The organism is Flavobacterium undicola (genome assembly GCF_009909155.2).
In the GTDB taxonomy this organism is placed as follows: domain Bacteria; phylum Bacteroidota; class Bacteroidia; order Flavobacteriales; family Flavobacteriaceae; genus Flavobacterium; species Flavobacterium undicola.
The window spans coordinates 25,014-46,846 of the sequence record NZ_JAAAPM020000001.1 but is presented as its reverse complement, the minus strand read 5'-3'; the positions used below and the strand labels follow the sequence as shown (position 1 = coordinate 46,846).

The following is a 21,833-nucleotide window of genomic DNA, read 5'->3' as shown; positions in this document are numbered from 1 at the left end:
TCATTTAAATATTTGAATAGATACTTATGTTGTAAATGATTGTTTTTCAAATGATTTAAATCTTAATCCCACTAAAACCCTGATTTTTTGAGAAGTATTTTATACTTTTGCACTTTGATTCCAGAAAATTTGGAATTATAGTAATGATTATATGAAAAAGAAAGTAGAAATTCTTGCTCCGGCTAAAAATTTGGTTCAGGGAATTGCGGCTATCAATGCGGGTGCAGATGCTGTATATATTGGAGCACCGCTTTTTGGAGCGCGTACCAATGCAACCAATTCAGTTGAAGATATTGCCGAAATGGTGAAATATGCTCACTTGTTTAAGGCACAGGTTTTTGTGGTGATTAATACCATTTTGTACGACAACGAATTAGACGCTTGTAAAAAATTAATCTATCAATTATACGATATTGGTGTTGATGCGCTTATTGTGCAGGACATGGCGATTATGGAAATGGATTTGCCTCCAATAGTTATTCACGCAAGTACTCAAGCAAATAACCGTGAACCAAAACACGTAAAATTCCTGAAAGATGTCGGAATGCAACGCGTGGTTTTAGCCAGAGAGTTGAATTTAGACCAGGTGCGAGACATTGCCGCAGCAACTGATGTAGAATTAGAATTCTTCGTTTCTGGTGCGCTTTGCGTGTCTTTTAGCGGGAATTGCTATATGAGTATCGCGGGTGGAGAACGTAGTGCTAATCGTGGTTCTTGTGCACAAAACTGTCGCTTGCCGTACAATTTGATTGATGGAAACGGAACGACTTTATTGACCGAAAGTCATTTGCTTTCGATAAAAGATTTGGATTTAAGTGACCAATTACCCAATTTGATTGAGGCAGGGATTACTTCATTCAAAATCGAAGGTCGTTTAAAAGACATTGTTTACGTAAAAAACAATACTTCGTTTTTAAGAAAGAAATTGGATGCTTTTTTAGAAAATAATGATAGTTTCCAAAAAGCTTCTTCGGGAAGGACTTTTTATAATTTCGAACCGGAAATGGACAGAAGTTTCAATAGAGGTTATACGGATTATTTTGTAAACCAACGTAAAGAGAAAATCGGAAACTGGGAAAGTCCAAAATCGCAAGGGCAGTACATTGGAAAAGTTACCGAAATCAAAGCCAATGGTTATGTGATTGAAAATCATGATAAGCTAAATAATGGTGATGGTTTGTTTTTCATTAATGAAGAAGGCATTGCCGATGGGGTACAAATCAATATTATTGTGAATGATATTGTGGTGCCGAATACCTTTAAAAATATTGCTGTAGGAACGGTTATTTATCGAAATTCGGATGCAGAATTCAACCGAATTGTAGAAAAAGAAAATGCTGCGGTTCGAAAAATTGGAGTAAGCCTTCGTTTTTCTGAAACGGAGGAAGGTTTCCAATTAACAGTGGTGGATGAAGACGGGCACCAAAGTATAGCGACTCTGGCTACTGAAAAAGAACTAGCAAAAAGTGAAGAATCAGTAATCCCGAATATCACAAAGAACTTAGCTAAAACGGGAAATACACCTTTTGTAGTGGATGATATAGAAGTAGAATTTACTAACAATTGGTTTTTACCAATTTCAAAAGTGAATGAAGTACGAAGAATTGCTTTGGAACAATTGATTGATATTCGAATCAATGAATACCATAGAGAAGAATTCCAAATCACAAAATCGGATATTTCTTATCCAACCGAAAAATTAGATTTTACTTTTAATGTCTCGAATAAATTGGCGAGAGCTTTCTATAAAAGACATGGTGTAACTGAGATTGAAAAAGCATTCGAATTGCAATGGGATCCCGGGAAAGCGCGTGTAATGACAACCAAATATTGCGTGAAATACGAGTTGGGTAAATGTGCCCGTTTTCAGCGTGATACTATGGGAGAAAAAGTAAAAGAACCGCTAACGTTAAAACACGGCGAAACGGAATATAAATTGAAATTCAACTGTAAGCCTTGTGAGATGGAAATTTGGGAAAAAGATGCCGAATTTGAAATCATCGACCAGGACGAGCAATTGGATTATGTAAAAAGAAGATAAGTTTTAATTGAATAAAATAGAGAAAGCTGCAACTGATGTTGTGGCTTTTTTTATTGCTTAACCACAAACCTGTCTGCCGACAGGCAGAGGTCACAAAGAATGCACAAAGGTCTCTAAGAAAATTTTTAGAAACCATTAAGGTATTAAGTTTAGTAAAGTATGCTTTGGTGTCCTTTGCGTACAAACTTAGTGCTCTTTGCGGTTAAAAAACTGCAAATTATATAGTAGATGAGTTTGTTTATATTTCTAAAACAGTAATTTCAGCTCCATTCAAATCAGCGGTGATGTAGATTTGGCAAGAGAGACGAATGGCTGCTTCTTCAAATCCTAATTTGGATAAGGTTGCGGGTTCATTGCGCTCTTTTAGGGCTGAATTCCCAGTAATTCCTTTTGTTTTTACAACACAAGTAGCACATCTACCCACTCCGCCACATTCGCCAAAACTTTCCAACTGTAATTCTTCTTTCAGCAAATACATCAAATTTGGATAACTGCCATGACGCGTTACAATCGGGATTCGAGTTCCGTTTTCAATAACAGTGAAGGTTATGGTTTTGAGTTCTTTTTCCAAGGATTTTTTACCGCAAAAATTGTTTTTTTTAAACCGCAAAGTTCGCTAAGTTTTACGCTAAGTCCGCTAGGTTTTAGAAGAAATGTTCAGATTTACACTATTTTTTTGGAACATAGATTAAAGAAATGATATAAATATTAGAAATTTTTAAGTGTAACTTAGTTTTTCCTTTGCGAAAGAACTTAGTGAGCTTTGCGGTTATAATTAGATTCTAAATTTTCTTAATGGTTTAAAAAAACAAACCGCAGATTCACATTAAAAATCTGTGAATCTGCGGTTAAATCGTATTGATCTTTGCTTTAAATATTAGCAATATTCGTTGTAAGCATCTTGCAAGTTCTCAGCAATCATTTCAGCCGGGCGACCTTCAATGTGGTGACGCTCTAACATGTGAACCAATTCTCCGTTTTTGAACAAAGCCATAGATGGCGATGATGGAGGAAAAGGAAACATGTGCTGTCTTGCAGCATCTACTGCTTCTTTATCAACTCCTGCAAAAACAGTTATTAAATGATCTGGTTTTTTAGCACCTTCTAAACTCAATTTTGCTCCTGGACGTGCATTTCTTGCAGCACAACCACAAACAGAGTTTACAACAACTAATGTTGTTCCTTCTGCTTTGATAGCGTTTTCAACATCTTGAGCACTATGTAAATCTTGAAAACCAGCTGTAGTTAATTCAGCTTGCATTGGAGTTACCATTTCTTGTGGATACATATCTTTTGTATTTTAATTTGTAATTTTTGAATAGGCAAAGTTACAAAGAATCTGTCGAACTAAATGGCTCGGATTATAAAGTTTTGTTATAGTTTGATAGTCATTTTCGAAATTATAAATAGCGTCCCGATTTAAATAATGCTTTTATAAAAAGCATTTTAGGACATTTTAGAATGATTTTGATGTCTTCGATCAATGAAGTTTCTTCGTCCAGAAATTTAAAAATTAAAGCAGGATTTCCATTTTTAAACATCGAAGAAAAAATACGAGAACCCAATTCGTTTTTTTGGTGCAGAATATCCAACAAAAGTAAGTCGTAGAACCAAAATCTGTTTTTGCGGTGGAATTTTCTAAAATCGGTTTCTTGTTGAAGAAAGGCAATTAATTGCGATGATTTTTTATCAGCATTTTTAAAAGTATAACCCGTACTGGCTTTTGTCCATCCGCCTGCTGTGCCAATGTTGAGTACGCGTTTGCTGTTTTTTTCCCAAAAAGGATAGCAAGTCATTGGGATGCTGCTTTGTTCTTTTTCTGTTATTTCGAAATTTTGAATGCCTAGTTTCTGAATGTAATTTTCAATTTCCAATTCGTATTCTTCTTTTTCCAAAAGTTCAGCAGAGAAAAGTGTGTATTCTATCAAAGCTTCGTTTTTAGAGATAGGCAACACATACATGAATCGGGTATTGCCTTTTTGGGCAACCGAAAAATCCATAAAAGTGGCTTGTTCCGGATTGAAAACCGCTTCGGTTGATTTTATACTCCAACCAATAAAATGCTGTTGCAATAGAGGAAATTTCGTTTGCTTAGCAACAGCTGCTTTATTGTAAATACTGTTAAAAACCTGATCGCAAGTAAACGAATTATTTTCGGTAGCAACATAAACGTGATTTTCCAGTTCGTTGATGTTGGTTACTTTTTCATTTAAAAAACTGATGTTTTTTTCTTTCAAAAGCAATTCAAAAACAAAATTATAAAAATCTAATCCTTGAATTTTACAGTATTGATAAGGTTGTAATTTTAAATTTCGATTAAAATTCTCATTGGCAAACAAGGCATAATTCCATTTTTTTGAAACGATGGATTCCCAAATCGAATTTTCTTTTTCCCAAAAACACCAAGTTCTGTCATTTGTTTTTTTTGAATCCTCATCCAATAACAAAATGCTTTTGTCATTATATTTTCCGGATTGTACCATCTTATAGACCATCATTAATGCGGCTAAACCTGTTCCAGTAAAAATGTAATGGTAGTGTTTCATGTTGGTTTTGGAAAGTGATTTCCAAAAGTAACCAATTATTTTATTTTCTCAAGAATTTCAAGTAAGTCCTGGGTTTTTAGATAGGAAGCTTGCTGGAATACAATAGAATAATCCGAATCTAAAATAGTCAATGTGGGATAACTGACCTGATTGTTACTGCTGGCTAATGCAGTGGCGAGTTCGTGAATGCCGGTATTGGTTCCGGTGGGTTGGTATTGAAAGGTATGCTTGTTGAACCTAATGTCTTTTTTGTCCTCAGCGTCCAAAGCGATGAAATAAAAAGAGTCGTTTAATTTATTGCTGATTTCGACATTTTTAAAAGTCGAATTTTCCATCATTTTACAGAATTTGCACCAGGAAGTATGGGTGAAAACGACAAAGGGTTTTGGGTTTTTTGCGGCTAATTGCTCGGCTTCTTCAAACGAATAGGTTTTCAATTGGGCAAAACCGGATGGAATCGCCCAAAAGAAAATCAATAATATGAATAGCCTTTTTTTCATCTTTTTATTATTTCAAAGTATAGCGCAATCCGAAAAAGCTGCGAATGCCTTGGTTCGGCCCGTAAACATAACCGGGATCGAAAGTTAAAGCATACGGATTGTCTGTTGTGTCGACTACCTGACCATTTGGAACTAACACTAACGGGTCTTTTATACCATAATTCTCTTTTTTGTCTGGATTTCCATCAGAAATTATCACATTATCATCAAAAGGATCGTTGGCACGGGCAATGATAAACGGATTTCCTTTGTTAGGAGTCCAGTTCAACAGGTTTTTTACACCGGCATAAATTTCTATATTTTTAAATTTATTGAAAGTAAACTGGATGTTCTGAATGCTCCATGTTGGGGAATAGGGTTTTCTTGGGTCTAAGTTACCTAGCAGAGGTAAACGCATAGGGCCATATAAATTACCAGTGTAGTCAACATCAAGGAATAATTTATTGATACGATACGAAATAGCCCAGGTTCCTGTGAATTTTTCCGTTAACATTTGACGGGTTTTAATTCCGTTTTCGGTTTTGGTGACGTCCATATAGGTTGCTCCCAGAATCAATTTTAAACCGGAGTTGAAAACCATGTCGATATTGGTACTGATTCCTTTGGTAACGGCGTATCCATCTAAATTTTTGTAGATAATCTGATTTGGATTGGTATCATAATCCGGAATAATAGAATTGGAAAAATGAGTATACCATGCTGTTGTTTCGAATCCGATGAAGTTGCCGTTTTTGGTAAAAATTTTCTTCAGGTAATTCAGATTCGCATTGTAAGATCGCTCCGGTTTCAGTTCTTCAAGCACAATAACATCACGAGAACCGGTCAATGCGGCATGTTCTTCGGTGAAAAGATTGACAATCCTGAATCCCGTTCCTGTATTGAATCGCAAAATATTATTGTCGTTAATTTTCCATTTATAAGCCAGTCTTGGTGTGAAAATATTGCCGTGATTTTTGTTGTAATCGTATCGTGCACCCAAAAGAAGTTTGTGATTTTCATGCAATGTTATTTCGTCTTGAACAAACAAACTCGGAATCCAATTGATGTCTTCTTTTGTCGTAGCAGGTGTATTGTCATCATAATATTGGTAACGGATGGCTGTACCAAAAAGTAAATCATGTTGACCTATGTTTTTGTCTAAAGTCAGTTGTCCGAAACCAATGCGTTGTTTAGCCAGATACGGGATGTCTCCATATACTGAGTTTTGGTCGTGGTCAGTGTAAGAGAAGGAGAATAGCATTTTTTCTTTTACAGGCAATTCATAAGCTCCTAATAATTCCCAGCGTTTGGTGTAAATACTTTCACCATAAACGTCACTTCCACCACGGTATTTTTTCTCCCAATGCATTTCACCACCCCATCGGTCTTCATAGAAAAAGCGTCCGGCCACCGAAAGCAGTTTGTTGCTTTTTCGATTGAAATTCCATTTTTGAAAAACGGAAATACGATCTGATAAAGTAACATCGGTGAAATTGTCATTGTTATTATCAACAGGGTTGCTGTAATTGAAATAATTTATTCCTGTTAATACGGAAGCTGTTTTGCTGACGTTTCCTTTGAAACCTAAATCGAAATTCATTTCACCCCAACTGGTAGCAAATGCATCTGCTGAGAAAACTGGTGCGTTTTTTGGGTTTTTAGTGATGATATTGATTAAGCCACCCACAGCCTCGCTTCCGTAAAGTGAAGAAGCCGGGCCTTTCACAATCTCTATTCGTTCTAACAGAGAATTAGGGATTCCTGATAATCCATAAACTGTCGAAAGTCCGCTTACAATTGGCATTCCGTCAATTAAAACCAGAGTATAAGGTCCTTCCAGTCCGTTAATGTGAATGTCTCCCGTGTTGCAGATATTGCAGTTCAATTGTGGTCGTACACCATTGACGTTTTGTAAAGCATCAAAAATATTGGCTGTTGGATTTTTCTTGAAGAAAGTAGGCTTGTAGACTTCTACAGGTACCGGACTTTCCAGACGGCTCACCGGTTTCAATGTTCCTGTCACTACCACTTCATCGAGTGTATTGTTTTCTTTTAAATTAAAATCAATCATAACTTCAGTGCTGTCAGTCACCTTAATTTTTTTGGTTTCGGTTTTATAACCGATATATGAAGCGATAATGTCATACTCGCCAAAGGCAACGTTTTTTAAAGTATAAGCCCCCTCAGCATCACTTATGGTTGATTTGTTGGCTTTTTTTAAGCTAATATTTGCTAGTTGCAATGGTGTTCCGCCAGACATAATCTTTCCTTTGATACTCGTTTGAGCAATTAAAAGAGTAGGTAAAAGAAAAGAAAAAGATAAAATTAGATTTTTCACAATTATAATTTAGTTTGTATTTAAATATAAATTTAGGCAAATCTAAAAATAATATTTCAATAAACAAAAAAATATAATTATATTTGCCTCAGTCAGTTAGAATATACAATGGGAAAATCACTTGAAGAAGTTCATCAGTCGGTTTCGACACAGAATCAAAAATCCGTTTTTAAAAAAATATTAGCCTTTTTTGGGCCTGCTTATTTAGTAAGTGTAGGGTATATGGATCCGGGAAACTGGGCGACAGATATTGCTGGAGGAAGCCAGTTTGGTTATTCGTTGCTATGGGTATTGCTAATGAGTAATTTAATGGCGTTGCTTTTACAAAGTTTAAGCGCGCGACTTGGAATTGTTACCCAACGTGACTTGGCTCAGGCTTCCAGAGAAACCTATTCTCCTGTTATTAATTATATTCTGTATTTTTTGGCAGAGATTGCTATTGCAGCCTGTGATTTGGCTGAGGTTTTGGGGATGGCAATAGGTATTAATTTGTTATTTGATATTCCGTTAATCGAAGGGGTTTTAATCACGGTTTTGGATACTTTTTTACTATTGTTCTTAATCAATAAAGGCATCCGAAAAATGGAAGCTTTCATCATCACATTAGTTGTTGTGATTGGGATTTCGTTTATTTTCGAAATGATTTTTGCACAGCCTGAAATGGATAAGGTTATTCTGGGATTGATTCCTACAATGCCTACTGAGGCTGCGTTGTATATAGCCATCGGGATTATTGGAGCAACTGTGATGCCACATAATTTGTATTTGCATTCGTCATTGGTACAAACCAGAAATTTTGACAGAACAACTGCCGGGATCAAGCAGGCTTTGAAATATAATTTTATCGATTCGACCATAGCTTTAAACTTGGCATTTTTTGTAAACGCTGCTATTTTAATTTTGGCAGCAGCCACATTTTATAGAAATGGAATGTTTGAAGTTGCCGAAATTCAGGATGCACATCAGTTTTTAGAGCCACTTTTAGGAACCAAATGGGCACCTGTTTTGTTTGCCGTAGCCTTAATTGCTGCAGGACAAAGTTCAACAGTAACGGGCACTTTAGCAGGGCAAATTGTGATGGAAGGTTATTTGAATCTAAGAATTCAACCTTGGGTTAGAAGAATCATTACCCGATTAATTGCTATTATTCCAGCGGTTATTGTTATTTTAATTTATGGCGAAAGTGTAACAGGAAAATTATTGATTTTGAGTCAGGTAATTTTGAGTTTACAGCTGGGTTTTGCGATTATTCCGTTGATTCATTTTGTGAGTGATAAATCGAAAATGAAAGGATTTCATATTTCTAAAACGACTCAAATTGCGGCCTGGATTATTGCTTCCATTATTGTTTCATTGAATGCAAAATTAGTTTACAACGAAATTGATGGATGGCTTGAAACTTCTGAAAACCCAATTGTACTTTGGTTTACGGTAGTTCCTTTGGCCTTTGGTTTCTTAGGATTATTGCTTTATATCGTTTTTAAACCTTTTATTACCAAATCAAAAATTGCCATTCAAAATCACTCACCACATCATTTGAAATTGCATTTTTCTGAAGTAGAAAACTATGCTAAAAAGAATATTGCTGTTTCGGTAGATTTTTCTTCGGCTGATGAAATTGCGTTGAATAGTGCTTTCGAATTGGGAGGAAAGGAAGCAAATTATACTTTAATTCATGTGGTAGAAACCGTGGGCGCAATGGTTTATGGTGAAAATATTGACGATCACGAAACCATAGTTGACGAAAAATTATTGAAAGAATATCAGGAAATGCTTTCGCAAAAAGGTTTTAAAGTGGAAGTCCAATTGGGTTTTGGTAAACCAAACAAAGTAATTCCTAAGATTGTAAATGCGGCTGAATTTGATATTTTGGTTATGGGAACCCACGGACATACGGGCTTTAAAGATTTGATTTTTGGTACTACAGTAGACGATTTGCGTCATAAAATTTCGATACCTTTGTTGATTGTTAAAAAATAGTTGCTGAGGTACTGAGTTTCTGAGGTTTTTCCTTTGATGCTTTTGACCTTAGAACCTTAGAACCTTTCAAAAAATGACTTTTTCAGAAGAAAATTATCTTAAAGCAATCTATCATCTTACCGTAGTTTTAAGCTCGGGAGTAAGTACCAATGCTATCGCCGAAGTGATGGAAACCAAGGCCTCATCAGTAACGGATATGCTGAAGAAGTTAGCCGAAAAAGATTTGGTTAATTATAAAAAGTACCAGGGAGTTACCTTGACCGATCAGGGAAAATTAGAAGCTAAAATGATTGTTAGAAAACACCGCCTTTGGGAAGTTTTCCTGGTCGAAAAATTAGCTTTTTCCTGGGATGAGGTACACGATATCGCCGAGCAATTAGAACATATAAAGTCAGAAAAACTGATCAATAAACTGGATGATTTTTTAGGGAATCCTACCGAAGATCCTCATGGAGATCCTATTCCGAATGCTCAGGGACAGCTTCCTAAAATCGATAAACAATTACTTTCTGAACTATCCGAAGGACAAAAAGGAATTTGCGTAGGGGTAAAAGATACTTCTTCGGAGTTTTTAAAATACCTCGACAAACAAGGAATTGCCTTAGGTTCTACCATTGAAATTATGGGGAAAGAAAGTTTTGACCTTTCGCTTCGAATCAAAGTAGATGATGCTCTTTTAAATGTCTCCAGTAAAATTGCCAGTAATCTTTTTGTAAAATTGGATTAGTAATTTAAAACATATAAGTCATTTAAGTTTTCTAATTTATTTATAGAAAACTTAAATGACTTATATGTTTCAAGTGTTTTTTAATGACATCCGCAATCACCACCTCCGCAATCTTTATCCTTTTTCTTCTTCTTTAAAATGAATTTTTTAAAAAGATAGATAACTGCAATTCCAAGGGCTAAAAAAGCTATGATTTCTTGAAACATCTTTGTTTATTTTAGAATTTGAAAAGCTATTAAGGCTGTAATATAAGCAAAACTACTCATAAAGATAAGCTGTCCTAATGGCCATTTCCAACTATTGGTTTCTTTTTTAGTGATTGCAAGTGTACTGGCACATTGCAGCGCAAAAGCATAGAATAACAATAGCGATATTCCACTAGCAAAATTAAATATTTTGGCTCCTGTTATGGGATGAATTTCGGATTCCATTTTATTCTTGATGGTAGTTTCGTTGTCCGTTCCTCCCACACTATAGATAGTAGCTAAAGTACCCACAAATACTTCTCTTGCTGCAAAAGAACTAATAATGGCAATGCCTATTTTCCAATCGTATCCTAAAGGGGAAATGACAGGCTCGATTGTTTTACCCATGATTCCGATATAGGAATTCTCCAGTTTAAAAGCCGCAATTCTATTGTTGATTTCGGTTTTTGAAAGCGAATGATTATTGGCTTGTGTGCTGATAATGGTTTCGGCATTTTTGAATTTTTCACCAGGACCATAAGAGGCTAAAAACCATAGTATAATTGAAATGGCTAAGATTATTTTTCCGGCACCTGAGATAAAGGCTTTTGTTTTTTCGATCACATTGATTGCCACGTTTTTAAATAAAGGCAATTTATAATTGGGCATTTCGACCACAAAAAAAGTTTTACCGCTTATTTTCATGACTTTGTTCAGCACATAAGCAGAGAATATTGCCATTCCAAAACCTAATAAATACAATAGCATCAATGTTAAGCCTTGAAGGTTTAAGAATCCCAGTACGCGATGATTTGGTATTACCAGTGCAATAATAATGGCGTAAACGGGTAATCTTGCTGAACAGGTAGTAAAAGGTGTTACAAGAATGGTAATCAAACGCTCTTTCCAGTTTTCGATATTTCGGGTTGCCATAATAGCTGGAATAGCACAAGCTGTTCCAGAAATTAAAGGAACGACACTTTTTCCAGATAGTCCAAAACGGCGCATGATTTTATCCATAATAAAAACTACGCGACTCATATAGCCGCTTTCTTCCAGTATGGATATAAAGAGAAATAAGAAGGCAATTTGTGGAATAAAAATTAAGATTCCTCCAATTCCCGGAATGATTCCCTGTGAGATTAAATCGGTTAAAATACCTTCAGGTAAATGCTCAGCAGCCATTGTGCTTAAAGTAGCAAAAGTACTGTCGATGAAATCCATTGGAACAGAAGACCAATCAAAAATAGATTGGAAAATTACAAAAAGGATTACAAAGAAAATGATGTATCCCCAAAATTTATGCGTTAGTACGCGATCTAATTTTGAACGAAAATCTTTTGCAACACTGCTGTCAACAGCCAATCCTACTTTTAAAACATCATTGATGAATTGATAGCGTTTAATGGTTTCTTGCTGCTGTAAACGCTTTAATTCGGTATGCGATTTGGTAAACGGCCCCTGTATTTCTTTACGTTCTAAATTTAAGAAATTGACATCCTGAGTAATTACTAACCAAAGTTTGTATAACAATTGGTCAGGAAATGCTTTTTGTAAGTTATTAAAATATTCTTTGTCAATGATAGAAGCATTCAAACAAGGCTCAGCCGAAATGGATTTGTAGGTTACAATAAGGTTTTTTAATTCCTCAATACCCTGCGATTTTCTCGAACTGATTAGGGCAATTTTTGTTTTTAATTGCTCTTCAAGATAGGGAATGTCAAGTGAAATTCCTTTGCTTTCCATTCGATCCGCCATGTTAATGACTAAGATGGTAGGGATTTCAAGGTCTTTTATTTGGGTAAAAAGCAGTAAGTTTCGTTTTAAGTTTTCGACATCAGTAACTACCAGCGCTACATCAGGGTATAACTTATCGTTTTTATTTAATAGCAGCTCTATTACTACATTCTCATCAATAGAACTGGCGTTAAGGCTATAGGTTCCAGGTAAATCGAGAATGTTCGCTTTGATGTTATGAGGTAATTTGCAAAAACCTATTTTTTTCTCCACCGTAATTCCAGGATAGTTTCCTACCTGTTGGTTCAATCCCGTAAGTTGGTTGAAAACCGAAGTTTTTCCAACGTTGGGATTTCCAATTAAAGCTACGTTAATATTCTGATGAATCATTAAAACTCCGTTTTGATTATTTCAACTTCAATTTCTCTAGCCGTTTCTACGCGAATGGCCAGATGAGAACCATTTACATCTAAGTACAATGGATCTCCAAAAGGAGCTATTTGAAGTAATTCGACCGTATTTCCTGGTAAGCAACCCATTTCAAGTAACTTCAAAGGAATGATATCAATATCAAAATCTTTGATGATTGCTTTTTCGCTCTTTTTTAATGAATTTATAGTGGTACGCAAGGTCTTATTTAGATTGAATTAAGATTGCAAAAATACATATTATATTGCTAACTCGAATGATAATTATCAGTTTTATGTTTTAATTAGAATTAAGTAAAGCATACAATACACATTTCTGTTTTATTGTCTTTTCGAATAGTATTTTTATTCGGAACAAAGGAAGTTAATGTCTTCTATGAGTCGTTGAATTTCTTCTTTTTTAGTGCCGTCATAAAAACCACGAACTCTTCTTTTAGTATCTACTAATACAAAGTTTTCAGTGTGAACCATATCATATAATTCGCTGGGCTTGCCTAGTTTTACTGCCAAATAAGATTTTCTGGCCATCGTATAAATTTCTTTTTTATCTCCGGTAACCAGATTCCATTTGCTGTCGTCAACGCCATGTTTTATAGCATAGGTTTTCAGGACTGCAACACTGTCAACTTCCGGAAAAACCGTATGCGACAGTAACATTACCTTTGGATTGTTGCGAATCGCTTTTTGAACATCAACTAAATTAGTGGTCATTTTTGGACAAATAGAACCACAGCTAGTAAAGAAGAAATCGGCAACATAAATTTTTCCTTCGTAATCTTTTTGGGTGATGGTTTTTCCGTTTTGATTGGTAAACGAAAAATCGGCTATAGTATGGTATTTACTGATATATTGAACGGTGCTATCCACTAATTCCGGATTTACATCGGCAGGATTGTAAATAGGAAGTGTTTTTTTAGGTTTTAAAGCGCCATAAAAAAGAGAAAGTGTAACTGCTGAAAAAATAAAAAAGATACCAATGAAGATTCGGTATTTATGTAAAACAGATTTCATGAATTTTTTTTGCAAAAGTACAAAAACTGTCTTGGAAATCTGGAAGCTTTACTTAATTAATATGTTTGTTTTTTTGCGACTTTGTCTGAGAGATTGATTAACCAGATAAAGTCCCAACAGCGTAACCGAACCACCTAATGCAATAGAAAGACTCAGTGATTCTCCAAATAGTGCAGCACCTAAAAGAACCGCAACTACTGGATTCATATAAGCATAAATACTGCTTACTTCAGGGGGAAGATTTTGTAAAGAATAGATGAAAATAGTAAAAGTAATCAGCGAACCCACAATAACCAAGTAAGCAATGGCATACCAGGTGTTCGCTGGGATTTCGCTTAGGCTCACCGAAATTCCGGTAGCTCCATTATAGGCAAATAGTAATATGCTGGAAATAAACATTTGCAATCCCAGACTGAAATAAGGATTGAAAGAAGCTGCTTTTTTCTTTGTATAAAGTGTTCCAAAAGCCCAGGTAATCGTTGCTATAATCGACAATATGATACCCAGTCTGAAATCAGCAATCAGGAAATCACACAGATGTTCATAGAATATGACACAAATGCCTACGAAACTAATTAGGGTGCCTGTTACGGCTAATTTGGCAATTCGCTCACCTCTAAAAAAAGAAATAATCACCACCCAAATAGGGAAAATAGCAGCAATAATTGCGCCCAGTCCGCTGCTGATGTATTTTACACCGGCAGTACTCAAACCATTACTCAACGTAAAATTCAATACGGCAAGAATGATGATGGTTTTCCATTGTTTGCCTTTAGGCCAAGGCGCTTTGGTAAATAAGAAAAAAAGAATATAAAGTAATCCGGCAATAAATTGGCGAATTGCTGCCATCTGAATTCCGGGGATGTATCGCACTCCTTCTTTAGAGGCAATCCAGGTGGTTCCCCAAAAAAAGCCAACCCAAATCAGCGCTAAAATTGGTAATCCAATAGCATTGATTTTAGTCGAAAAGCTGTTTTTTATTTTATGAATCACCTTATAAAGGGTTTTTAGTAAAAGTATAGTTTAGTTTTTCTGTCAGATAATCACTTAAAATAGTTTTTCCTATCGAAGGATTTTCATGATTGAAGCTGGGTGGAATTAGTTTTTCGGCCACTGCTTTTTCAGTATAATAGACTTCTCTGCTGGGATGAAAAGGAGTCACCGCATTTAGCGTCGTGTTCCAGATATTCGTAGCCAAGATTTTCAGAATAATACCAATGCAATCTTCAAGATCAATCAGGTTAATTGGCGCTTCGGGATTAGCAACATTTTCTTTTCCGGCTAAGAATCGGGCGGGATTTCGATCTTCACCAATTAAACCTCCAAAACGCAAAATAGTAGTTTTGAAATGCGTATTCGCTAATAATAATTGCTCAATTTCAAGTAATTGTTTGCCACTTTCGGTAACAGGGACGGGAAGGGTATTTTCGTCAACCACATCGTTTGCTTCTCCATACACCGCAGTGGAACTGATAAACAACACATTTTCTACTGAAGATTTTTGGATATACGGAAGCAGATTTTCTATCTTTTTAACAAAGGAATTATTGTGAGCATCCGAGTAATCCTTGTTTTTTCCTCTTAGTTTAGGTGGAATTGCAATAATAAGTGTTTCGCTGGCTGCTAAAAAATCAGCAAAGACATCAGGAACAGTAGTAGAATCTAAAGCCAATAAAAAGCTTTGAATTCCAGAACTTTCTAAAGTTGCCAATTTTTCTGCCGATGTAGTAGAGCCTTTTACTTGAAAACCTTCTTTCAATACCGCTTTCGCCAAAGGAAGTCCCAGCCATCCGCAACCTAAAATACTTATTTGTGTCATTTTGCCTTCAATTAATTCAGATTGCAAATTTCTACATAATTATTTGACTTTTATGGTAACACTAGCTTGTTTTTTTAGGTTACAGAATTAAGTTGTTTTTTTGAATTTATCTTAAAGAGAATTGAATAATCATCTTAAAAAAGATGCTAATAACATTAAAAAAAGTTTTTTGTAATAAAATTCGAACGCTAGTTTGAAAAAATATTTATCTTTAGAACTATTTAAATTCATAATTATGGCAATAGCATTTATTTTTTTAGCAATAGTTGTTCTCTTTCTTTTGTACGCCGTCTCTATTTATAACAATTTGGTAAAATTAAAAAACCTTGTTCAGGAAGCATGGAGTAGTATTGACGTTATGTTGAAAAAACGTTATGATTTAATTCCTAATTTGATAGAAACCGTTAAGGGATATGCAACACATGAACGCGAAACTTTAGATAGCGTGACTCGAGCTAGAGTGCAAGCAATGGGGGCACAAAGTGTAGAAGAAAAGGAAGTTGCAGAAAAAAATCTGAGTCAGGCAATGTTAAATTTAAATGCTGTTGCTGAACAATATCCTGATTTGAAAGCCAATTCGAATTTCCAACAACTTCAATTGGAACTTTCTAATTTGGAAGGTGATATTGAAAAAGCCAGAAGGTATTATAACGGAACCGTTCGTGAGAACAATACCTTAGTGGAATCTTTCCCAAGCAACATTATTGCTGGGGCATTTCATTTTGCTAAATCTCCATTTTTTGAATTGACAAATGTCAGTGAGAGAGAAGTTCCACAAGTGAAATTTTAAGTTGTGAAACATCTTTTTTTATTTTTTTGGTGTCTTTTTGGGATTGCTACATTTGGTCAATCCCAGGAATCTGTTGTTTTACATGAAAATCAGGATTCTTTAGTAATTAATCAATCAGAACGGATTCTTTCTTTTAAATCTAATATTGTTGTAGGTAAAAATGCATCGCTCAGAGTTACCGAAACAATTAAAGTTATTGCAAAAGGGGGAAAAATCAAGAGAGGTATTTTTCGTTCTTTACCGGAAAATCGAAACTTAAATGGGAAGAACTTTAGAGTAAAATATGATATTATTGCTGTAAAAAAAGATGGCCTTTCTGAAGATTATCATGTTCAAAATGAAAATGGATATGAAAATATTTATATTGGGAACAAAGACATATTTCTTCCTGTGGGTATTTACGAATACGAAATCACCTATCAAACCGAGAATCAAATTGGTTTTTTTGATAAGTACGATGAGCTGTATTGGAATGTTAACGGAAATGCCTGGAATTTTGCTGTTGATACCATTTCGGCAACCGTAAGTTTGCCTTCAGGAGCAAGTATTCTCCAATATTCTTGTTATACAGGAGTGTATGGTTCAAAATCTCAAAATTGTATTTCAGAGAAAATTTCGAATAATAAAATCATTTGGGCTGCTAACAATTTAGATGTTGAAGAAGGGCTTACAATTGCAGTTGGATTCAATAAAGGAGTGATTTTACCACCACCGCCTCCAGGTTTTTTGAAACAATATGGGATTTTAATTTTTTCAGTTCTAGCTTTTATAGGATTGATGATGTATTTTTATAAAGCATGGTCTGAGTATGGTGTTGATCCACAAGCTCCTGTTGTTTATCCGCAATTTGATACACCGCAAAATCTTTCTCCTGCTTCTCTTGGTTATTTGAAAGAAGGTAGCTTTAGTAATAGATTAATAACAGCATCTATAGTAAATCTTGCGATAAAAGGATATTTGAAAATAACTGAGCGTGATGATTCACAGTTTTTTGGGCTATCTTCTACAAAAACTTTTGCGCTTGAAAAGTTAAAAGAATCAGATGTTTATTTGCCTAAAGAAGAATCTGTTTTGATGGATAAATTATTTGATGAAGGTGATCTTTTTGAAATTGAAGAGAAGTACAATCAAAAGGTGAAATTTATTTTAGATGATTTTAAAAGTAATTTAAAATTTCAACATGATAATTTTTTAGATGAAGGAAACAATAGGTCTAAATTAGGATTACCAGCGTTAATTATTTCAGCAGTTTATGGTTTAGGATTGTTTTTTTGTGGCCCTAAAAACGCTGTAATTGGATTGTGGTTGTATTTTATCTTACTTTTTTTCTTTGTAGTTTTTACTTTTTTAGTAAAAGGTTATTCCGTTTCATCACGTTTTGTTTGGTTTATGCCTTTTATTCTTTTCTGTTTTTTTAGTGGAACTGTTGATTTTAATTTTGATCTTAAAGAAGATTGTAATTATTTGATTTGTTTTATTTTTTTAGTTTTATCATTTATAGCATTGGTTGTTTATTCTTATCTTATTAAAAAACCATCGAAAGAGAAGTTAGAAACCCAATCTCTAATTGAAGGTTATAAAATGTACATTGGAGCTGCGGAAAGTGAGCAATTAAAGTTTTTTAATTCTCCTAACATGACTCCCGAATTGTTTGAAAAAATTCTTCCTTTTGCAATTGTACTAGGTGTTGATGAAATTTGGGGACAAAAATTTTCTAGTATGTTAAAGTTGGCTTCAATGACGTATCAAAATAATTGGTATTATGGCAGCAGTTTTAACAGTTCTAGTTTTGGAAATACATTTTATTCTAATTTATCTAATTCGATAACCTCTGCATCAACTCAAGCATCTTCAGGAGGAAGTGGTTCTGGTGGTGGTGGCTCCTCTGGCGGCGGAGGTGGCGGCGGAGGCGGAGGTGGCTGGTAAAAAAAAGCCACTCATTTTTTGAGTGGCTTGAAGTGAGGTATAATGTATTTACATTTTTGTGAGGGTAATTTTCATTTCTTTACTGTCTAATATCAGTTTGTCTTCTGTAATAGTGCTTCCACAAGGGTATGGAGTGCCATTTTCGTCTTTAATTACGAGAGTTTTACCTTTTTTTGTCAATGCATAGGTACCATCGTTTATTTCGCTTTGGAAGAATCCATTAACATGTCCGTCTTTAGTAAAAGTTAATTTTCCTTTGGTTAAAATTTCATTTTTTGCAGAATCTGAGAGAGGCATTTTTGCTTCTACCTCAGTAGTTTTCCATGAATTAATCAAATTGTTTCGCTTCTTATTGCATGAAACCATTAATACTGCTAATAATAAAATCCCAAAGATAAATAGTTTAGATTTTTTCATGATTTTAGATTGTTAGGTTAATTTGTACAAGTTACAAAAAAGACAAATTAAAAACACTTAAAAACCAGTTGTTTGTACTAAAAAAAAGAAGAAGTTAAATGATTTAAAAGCAGTTTTTCTTTCTTCTTATTTCTTTCGCCATTTTTAATTCAGACTAGGCGATTCAGGGATTTTTATCTTTATTTTCATCTTTTTTAAAACCAATAAATAAGCCGAAAGACAGCCTAAGATAATGAACAATCCCATCTCAAATTGGGCGAAAATTTTGTTTCCATTGTGCAAGGTGTTGGCTGTTGTTAGTTCTGTTTTGCCTTCATCAATTTGAATTTGAGCTAATACTTCCAGGGTTTGTAAGCTTTGATCACTCCATTGCGTTAGTTTTTGCCAATCTTTGTTTTGATTCATGGTTCCAATAGCAGCACATTGATTTTGGAAAGTTTTAAATTGCTTTTTCTCCTCAGAAGTTAAAACCGTAGCCAGATATTTTTTATCAATGCGGTGAATGCTTTGCAAACGTTTTGAAACAAAATTTTGTTTTTCAGAATCGTTAGGATTGATTTGAATAGCACGAATTTTTATTTGATGAATCGCATTGGTATACTGAAAAATATAATGACTCACCATCAATCTATCGTTGTAAATAGCTTTGATGCTTTCGTTGGTTTTTTTAGAATTAAGTCCAATGAAATAATTACTTATTAAAAGTAAAATGGTAACAAAGATCAATACAGCTGCCGCTTTTGTTTTTTTATTAATAGTATTTATATCTCTCATAATCAATAAAATTAATTTTGAAAGATAAGTCATTCTCTTTGATTTAAAAAAAGATTTTGCTGTTACAAAAGCTTGAAATAGCTTTTATTTATCTTGTGGTATCAATAGGAGCATCAATAAGTTTTAAGGGAGTTCGGGTTTTGGGTTTAGATTTTACAATTTTTTTATTGGGTTTAGGAACTCTATTTACTTCGGGAATAATTGTTGGTTCACTAACCATTTTAGGTTCCATATATGGAACTGCCTTTGCTGGAATTGGTTTAGTTGTGTAAACTGTAGGTTCGGCAACTACTGATGGTGCCTGAATGATTCCAGGACTTGGCTTGATGGTTTTTTTAATCGCCACGGCATCATTCAATACAAAAGGGGTTGGCATCATCCAGTCGGCTCTTTTGTTGATGTGAAATAATGGATTTTGCATTAAATCAAACGAACTTTCTAATAGTTTCATATCAAACGCAGTAGCAACGTTGATGTTGAATTCTAAAAGAAGCGGTTCGTTATCGACCACATAATAGCTCAGTAATCTTTTACCCTCTCTTTTGTATATTTTTCCGTTTTGCTCTAAATGAGACACACCATTGGTCTTGATGTTGTAAATGTCCATTTTTTCGTTTGCAAAAATATCGTAACGATTCACTTTTCGATTTGGCGAAATGCGAATCTTCAAATAGCGCAGATTATCCGAAATACTATCGGTAAGGAAATCGATGGTAGGTTGCGGAATGTTTTTTATAGGTGCTTTGGCAGCAAATGTAAATTGCGAATCGTATTTACTAAAAAGCGGAATAGCTTCAAGACCTTTAGGAGTATTTGGATTTTCACCTAAATAACTTTTTGTCCAGGAATCCAGATTTTTATCATAAGTCAGCCATTGTGCCGAGTTTGTATCGGCATCATAGAGATAGACGAGACTGTTGGATTTTGCTTTTCCTTTTTCGTAATCGGATTCCGAATGTGCTTTCGCAAAAAAGCCTATGGAAGCCAATAAGAAAAGAATAGACCAAGTTCCTTTTTGGACGTAATTGCCAAAGGTAGGCAACAGTAATCCGAAACATAAGGTGGTTAGGATGGCGCTTCCGAACAATATTTTCAATCCTAATCCTATTGGGAACATTTGAATAAAAGGAGCAATGATTAATAAGGCCGGGATGCTAAAAATTAGGTTTAAAACAGGGTTGTATTTTTGGGTAAGAATATAAAATCCGAACATAAAGATTCCGAAATAAACAGGAATAATTAAAAATCCGGCTCCTTGTAAACCAAAGGCAATGCCGGTATTGATAAGCAGCCAAATCAACAATGGAGCTACAAAATGATTGGCAGTAATTTTGTTTGGCGTAAAAAAGTGATAGAAGGCAAAGCAAATAGCAATGCTTAATAATACGAAAGCAGCGATGTAAGCATGTCCATTATAAGTGAAACCATTTAAAAAATCATTGTATTGCGGATAGATTTGCAATAATAATTTCCAACCAAAAAAAGTAATTAATCCTGCTGAAAACAGCGAGCCTAATAGCGGAATGAATCCTTGAAGCATTTTTTGGGGAGTTAATATTCTTTTGGCAATACCTAAGAATATAAAGAATAGGAAAAGAGCAAAAGCAATAATTTCCATTGGAACGACCCAATTAAAAGGATAACTGATGAAACTGAAAGGAATAGAAAAATACACATAATCATCAATTGATTTTGTGGTATTCAAATCGGCATTCGAGAAATAATGCAACAAAGGCATTAGGTAAGAACCTTGATGTGCTACCGAATTAGGGTCTAAATGATTGTAGTCGTCCTGGTCGGTGTGGTAGTTATAATGCCCGTCGATAAAGGCAAAATTAAAGCCTTGAATGTTGCCTTGTTTTCTAAATACCGTCAAATCGGTGTCGTTAGGTAACATTTTGTAAATGCTGTACATTAACGAATTTGACACAGGGAAAGTAGGATTTGCGGCAGCGAAATTTTTAACCATTCCCGCATTTCCATTGTTGGTTTCCATCAACATATAACTGGGCCCCGAAGTCCCGCGTGCTTCAAAGTTAAGTACTAGACCCACTTCTTTTGCCCATTGATGTTGGGTTACAAAAAGTGCCGCGCCATTGAGTCCGAGTTCTTCGGCATCGGTAAATAAAATAATGATGTCATTTTGATGTGGCGTTTTGTTGTATAAAAAAGCACGAACGCTTTCTAAGATGGTTGCAATTCCGGAAGCGTCATCGCCAGCCCCATGTGAAGCCGAATGGGGTGCGCTGTCATAATGCGAAAGTAATACTAATGCTTTTCCAGATTGGTTTCCTTTTATTCGGGCGATTATATTTTTTGATTTGGTTAGATTTCCCCAATCGGTCAAGGTGTATCCTTCCTGAAAGTTGGTTTTTAAACCTAGTTTAGTTAGTTGGTGTTGCAGATAATTTGCCGTCTGATTGTGGTTTTCTGAACTTACAAAATGGGGTTTTTGACTAATGAATTTTATATGCGTTAAAGCTCTTTTTGTCGAAAATTCGGAAAGTGGTTGGTTGTCGTCAAAAGTCCATCTCGGCATTATACTTAGATAAATAAAAGTGAGGACTGCTATAAAAAACAGGGTGTAAACTATGGATGATAAATCTTTTTTCATTTTAGCTAGGTTTGGGGCGGG

General features: G+C 34.9%; 19 protein-coding genes. 5 read left to right on the top strand and 14 right to left on the bottom strand.

What is annotated here, in order from left to right; genetic code table 11:
• The first annotated feature begins 151 nt into the window (after positions 1–151).
• Positions 152–2,041 carry a peptidase U32 family protein gene (locus GTZ96_RS00220; RefSeq protein WP_161640371.1) on the top strand — a complete coding sequence of 630 codons (1,890 nt, stop codon included), beginning with the start codon at positions 152–154 and terminating at the stop codon, positions 2,039–2,041.
• A 238-nt stretch (positions 2,042–2,279) separates the two neighbouring features.
• Here GTZ96_RS00220 and GTZ96_RS00215 read toward each other — a convergent pair whose 3' ends face one another.
• The 5 genes from GTZ96_RS00215 to GTZ96_RS00195 all read right to left on the bottom strand — a co-directional run bounded on the left by GTZ96_RS00215 (position 2,280) and on the right by GTZ96_RS00195 (position 7,404).
• Positions 2,280–2,612: a 2Fe-2S iron-sulfur cluster-binding protein gene (locus tag GTZ96_RS00215; protein ID WP_161640370.1), complete on the bottom strand. Its 333-nt coding sequence runs from the start codon at positions 2,610–2,612 to the stop codon at positions 2,280–2,282.
• A gap of 306 nt (positions 2,613–2,918) precedes the next feature.
• On the bottom strand, positions 2,919–3,329 hold the full coding sequence (locus GTZ96_RS00210) for a BrxA/BrxB family bacilliredoxin (RefSeq protein ID WP_128193153.1): 411 nt from the start codon (positions 3,327–3,329) through the stop codon (positions 2,919–2,921).
• Positions 3,330–3,441: 112 nt separating this feature from the next.
• A complete protein-coding gene (locus tag GTZ96_RS00205; RefSeq protein ID WP_161640369.1) occupies positions 3,442–4,587 on the bottom strand; it encodes a lycopene cyclase family protein in 1,146 nt (381 codons plus the stop codon).
• Positions 4,588–4,622: 35 nt separating this feature from the next.
• The gene (locus GTZ96_RS00200) at positions 4,623–5,087 is read right to left on the bottom strand and encodes a thioredoxin family protein (protein ID WP_161640368.1); all 465 of its coding nucleotides are present in this window, start codon (positions 5,085–5,087) and stop codon (positions 4,623–4,625) included.
• 7 nt (positions 5,088–5,094) lie between these two features.
• Positions 5,095–7,404, bottom strand: a complete 2,310-nt coding sequence (locus GTZ96_RS00195; RefSeq protein WP_161640367.1) for a TonB-dependent receptor — start codon at positions 7,402–7,404, stop codon at positions 5,095–5,097.
• Positions 7,405–7,512: 108 nt separating this feature from the next.
• Here GTZ96_RS00195 and GTZ96_RS00190 point away from each other — a divergent pair, with 108 nt between their 5' ends.
• Both GTZ96_RS00190 and GTZ96_RS00185 read left to right on the top strand, forming a co-directional pair.
• On the top strand, positions 7,513–9,384 hold the full coding sequence (locus GTZ96_RS00190) for an Nramp family divalent metal transporter (protein WP_161640366.1): 1,872 nt from the start codon (positions 7,513–7,515) through the stop codon (positions 9,382–9,384).
• Between the two features lie 73 nt (positions 9,385–9,457).
• Complete coding sequence (locus GTZ96_RS00185; protein WP_161640365.1) at positions 9,458–10,111, top strand: metal-dependent transcriptional regulator; 654 nt, start codon at positions 9,458–9,460, stop codon at positions 10,109–10,111.
• A gap of 80 nt (positions 10,112–10,191) precedes the next feature.
• Here the strand turns inward: GTZ96_RS00185 and GTZ96_RS00180 are convergent, their stop codons facing one another.
• The 6 genes from GTZ96_RS00180 to GTZ96_RS00155 all read right to left on the bottom strand — a co-directional run bounded on the left by GTZ96_RS00180 (position 10,192) and on the right by GTZ96_RS00155 (position 15,291).
• Positions 10,192–10,317 (bottom strand): FeoB-associated Cys-rich membrane protein, encoded by a 126-nt coding sequence (locus tag GTZ96_RS00180; RefSeq protein WP_161640364.1) that lies wholly within the window; start codon positions 10,315–10,317, stop codon positions 10,192–10,194.
• Between the two features lie 6 nt (positions 10,318–10,323).
• Positions 10,324–12,423, bottom strand: a complete 2,100-nt coding sequence (feoB, locus tag GTZ96_RS00175; protein ID WP_161640363.1) for a ferrous iron transport protein B — start codon at positions 12,421–12,423, stop codon at positions 10,324–10,326.
• Positions 12,423–12,662, bottom strand: coding sequence for a FeoA family protein (locus tag GTZ96_RS00170; RefSeq protein WP_161640362.1), 240 nt, complete (start codon positions 12,660–12,662; stop codon positions 12,423–12,425). Before GTZ96_RS00170 ends, feoB begins: the two co-directional genes overlap by 1 nt.
• A gap of 144 nt (positions 12,663–12,806) precedes the next feature.
• A complete protein-coding gene (locus tag GTZ96_RS00165) occupies positions 12,807–13,472 on the bottom strand; it encodes an SCO family protein (protein ID WP_161640361.1) in 666 nt (221 codons plus the stop codon).
• A 48-nt stretch (positions 13,473–13,520) separates the two neighbouring features.
• Positions 13,521–14,465: a DMT family transporter gene (locus GTZ96_RS00160; RefSeq protein ID WP_161640360.1), complete on the bottom strand. Its 945-nt coding sequence runs from the start codon at positions 14,463–14,465 to the stop codon at positions 13,521–13,523.
• 1 nt (position 14,466) lies between these two features.
• A complete protein-coding gene (locus tag GTZ96_RS00155) occupies positions 14,467–15,291 on the bottom strand; it encodes an NAD-dependent epimerase/dehydratase family protein (RefSeq protein ID WP_161640570.1) in 825 nt (274 codons plus the stop codon).
• A gap of 235 nt (positions 15,292–15,526) precedes the next feature.
• Here GTZ96_RS00155 and GTZ96_RS00150 point away from each other — a divergent pair, with 235 nt between their 5' ends.
• Positions 15,527–16,081, top strand: coding sequence for a LemA family protein (locus GTZ96_RS00150; protein WP_161640359.1), 555 nt, complete (start codon positions 15,527–15,529; stop codon positions 16,079–16,081).
• A 3-nt stretch (positions 16,082–16,084) separates the two neighbouring features.
• On the top strand, positions 16,085–18,007 hold the full coding sequence (locus GTZ96_RS18380) for a DUF2207 domain-containing protein (protein WP_161640358.1): 1,923 nt from the start codon (positions 16,085–16,087) through the stop codon (positions 18,005–18,007).
• Between the two features lie 48 nt (positions 18,008–18,055).
• Here the strand turns inward: GTZ96_RS18380 and GTZ96_RS00140 are convergent, their stop codons facing one another.
• The 3 genes from GTZ96_RS00140 to GTZ96_RS00130 form a co-directional block, all read right to left on the bottom strand.
• Positions 18,056–18,424 carry a flagellar basal-body rod protein FlgG gene (locus tag GTZ96_RS00140; RefSeq protein WP_161640357.1) on the bottom strand — a complete coding sequence of 123 codons (369 nt, stop codon included), beginning with the start codon at positions 18,422–18,424 and terminating at the stop codon, positions 18,056–18,058.
• Between the two features lie 144 nt (positions 18,425–18,568).
• Positions 18,569–19,198 (bottom strand): MCP four helix bundle domain-containing protein, encoded by a 630-nt coding sequence (locus tag GTZ96_RS00135; protein ID WP_181033114.1) that lies wholly within the window; start codon positions 19,196–19,198, stop codon positions 18,569–18,571.
• Between the two features lie 88 nt (positions 19,199–19,286).
• On the bottom strand, positions 19,287–21,812 hold the full coding sequence (locus tag GTZ96_RS00130; RefSeq protein ID WP_161640355.1) for a M28 family peptidase: 2,526 nt from the start codon (positions 21,810–21,812) through the stop codon (positions 19,287–19,289).
• Between the last annotated feature and the right edge of the window lie 21 nt (positions 21,813–21,833).

Excerpts from the sequence above, each read along its gene's own strand:
- GTZ96_RS00210 (WP_128193153.1), bottom strand. The coding sequence starts at position 3,329 with ATGTATCCACAAGAAATGGTAACTCCAATGCAAGCTGAATTAACTACA.
- GTZ96_RS00165 (WP_161640361.1), bottom strand. The coding sequence starts at position 13,472 with ATGAAATCTGTTTTACATAAATACCGAATCTTCATTGGTATCTTTTTT.
- feoB (WP_161640363.1), bottom strand. The coding sequence starts at position 12,423 with ATGATTCATCAGAATATTAACGTAGCTTTAATTGGAAATCCCAACGTT.
- GTZ96_RS00200 (WP_161640368.1), bottom strand. The coding sequence starts at position 5,087 with ATGAAAAAAAGGCTATTCATATTATTGATTTTCTTTTGGGCGATTCCA.
- GTZ96_RS00155 (WP_161640570.1), bottom strand. The coding sequence starts at position 15,291 with ATGACACAAATAAGTATTTTAGGTTGCGGATGGCTGGGACTTCCTTTG.
- GTZ96_RS00190 (WP_161640366.1), top strand. The coding sequence starts at position 7,513 with ATGGGAAAATCACTTGAAGAAGTTCATCAGTCGGTTTCGACACAGAAT.
- GTZ96_RS00130 (WP_161640355.1), bottom strand. The coding sequence starts at position 21,812 with ATGAAAAAAGATTTATCATCCATAGTTTACACCCTGTTTTTTATAGCA.
- GTZ96_RS00135 (WP_181033114.1), bottom strand. The coding sequence starts at position 19,198 with ATGAGAGATATAAATACTATTAATAAAAAAACAAAAGCGGCAGCTGTA.
- GTZ96_RS00140 (WP_161640357.1), bottom strand. The coding sequence starts at position 18,424 with ATGAAAAAATCTAAACTATTTATCTTTGGGATTTTATTATTAGCAGTA.
- GTZ96_RS00205 (WP_161640369.1), bottom strand. The coding sequence starts at position 4,587 with ATGAAACACTACCATTACATTTTTACTGGAACAGGTTTAGCCGCATTA.
- GTZ96_RS00185 (WP_161640365.1), top strand. The coding sequence starts at position 9,458 with ATGACTTTTTCAGAAGAAAATTATCTTAAAGCAATCTATCATCTTACC.
- GTZ96_RS00220 (WP_161640371.1), top strand. The coding sequence starts at position 152 with ATGAAAAAGAAAGTAGAAATTCTTGCTCCGGCTAAAAATTTGGTTCAG.
- GTZ96_RS00180 (WP_161640364.1), bottom strand. The coding sequence starts at position 10,317 with ATGTTTCAAGAAATCATAGCTTTTTTAGCCCTTGGAATTGCAGTTATC.
- GTZ96_RS00150 (WP_161640359.1), top strand. The coding sequence starts at position 15,527 with ATGGCAATAGCATTTATTTTTTTAGCAATAGTTGTTCTCTTTCTTTTG.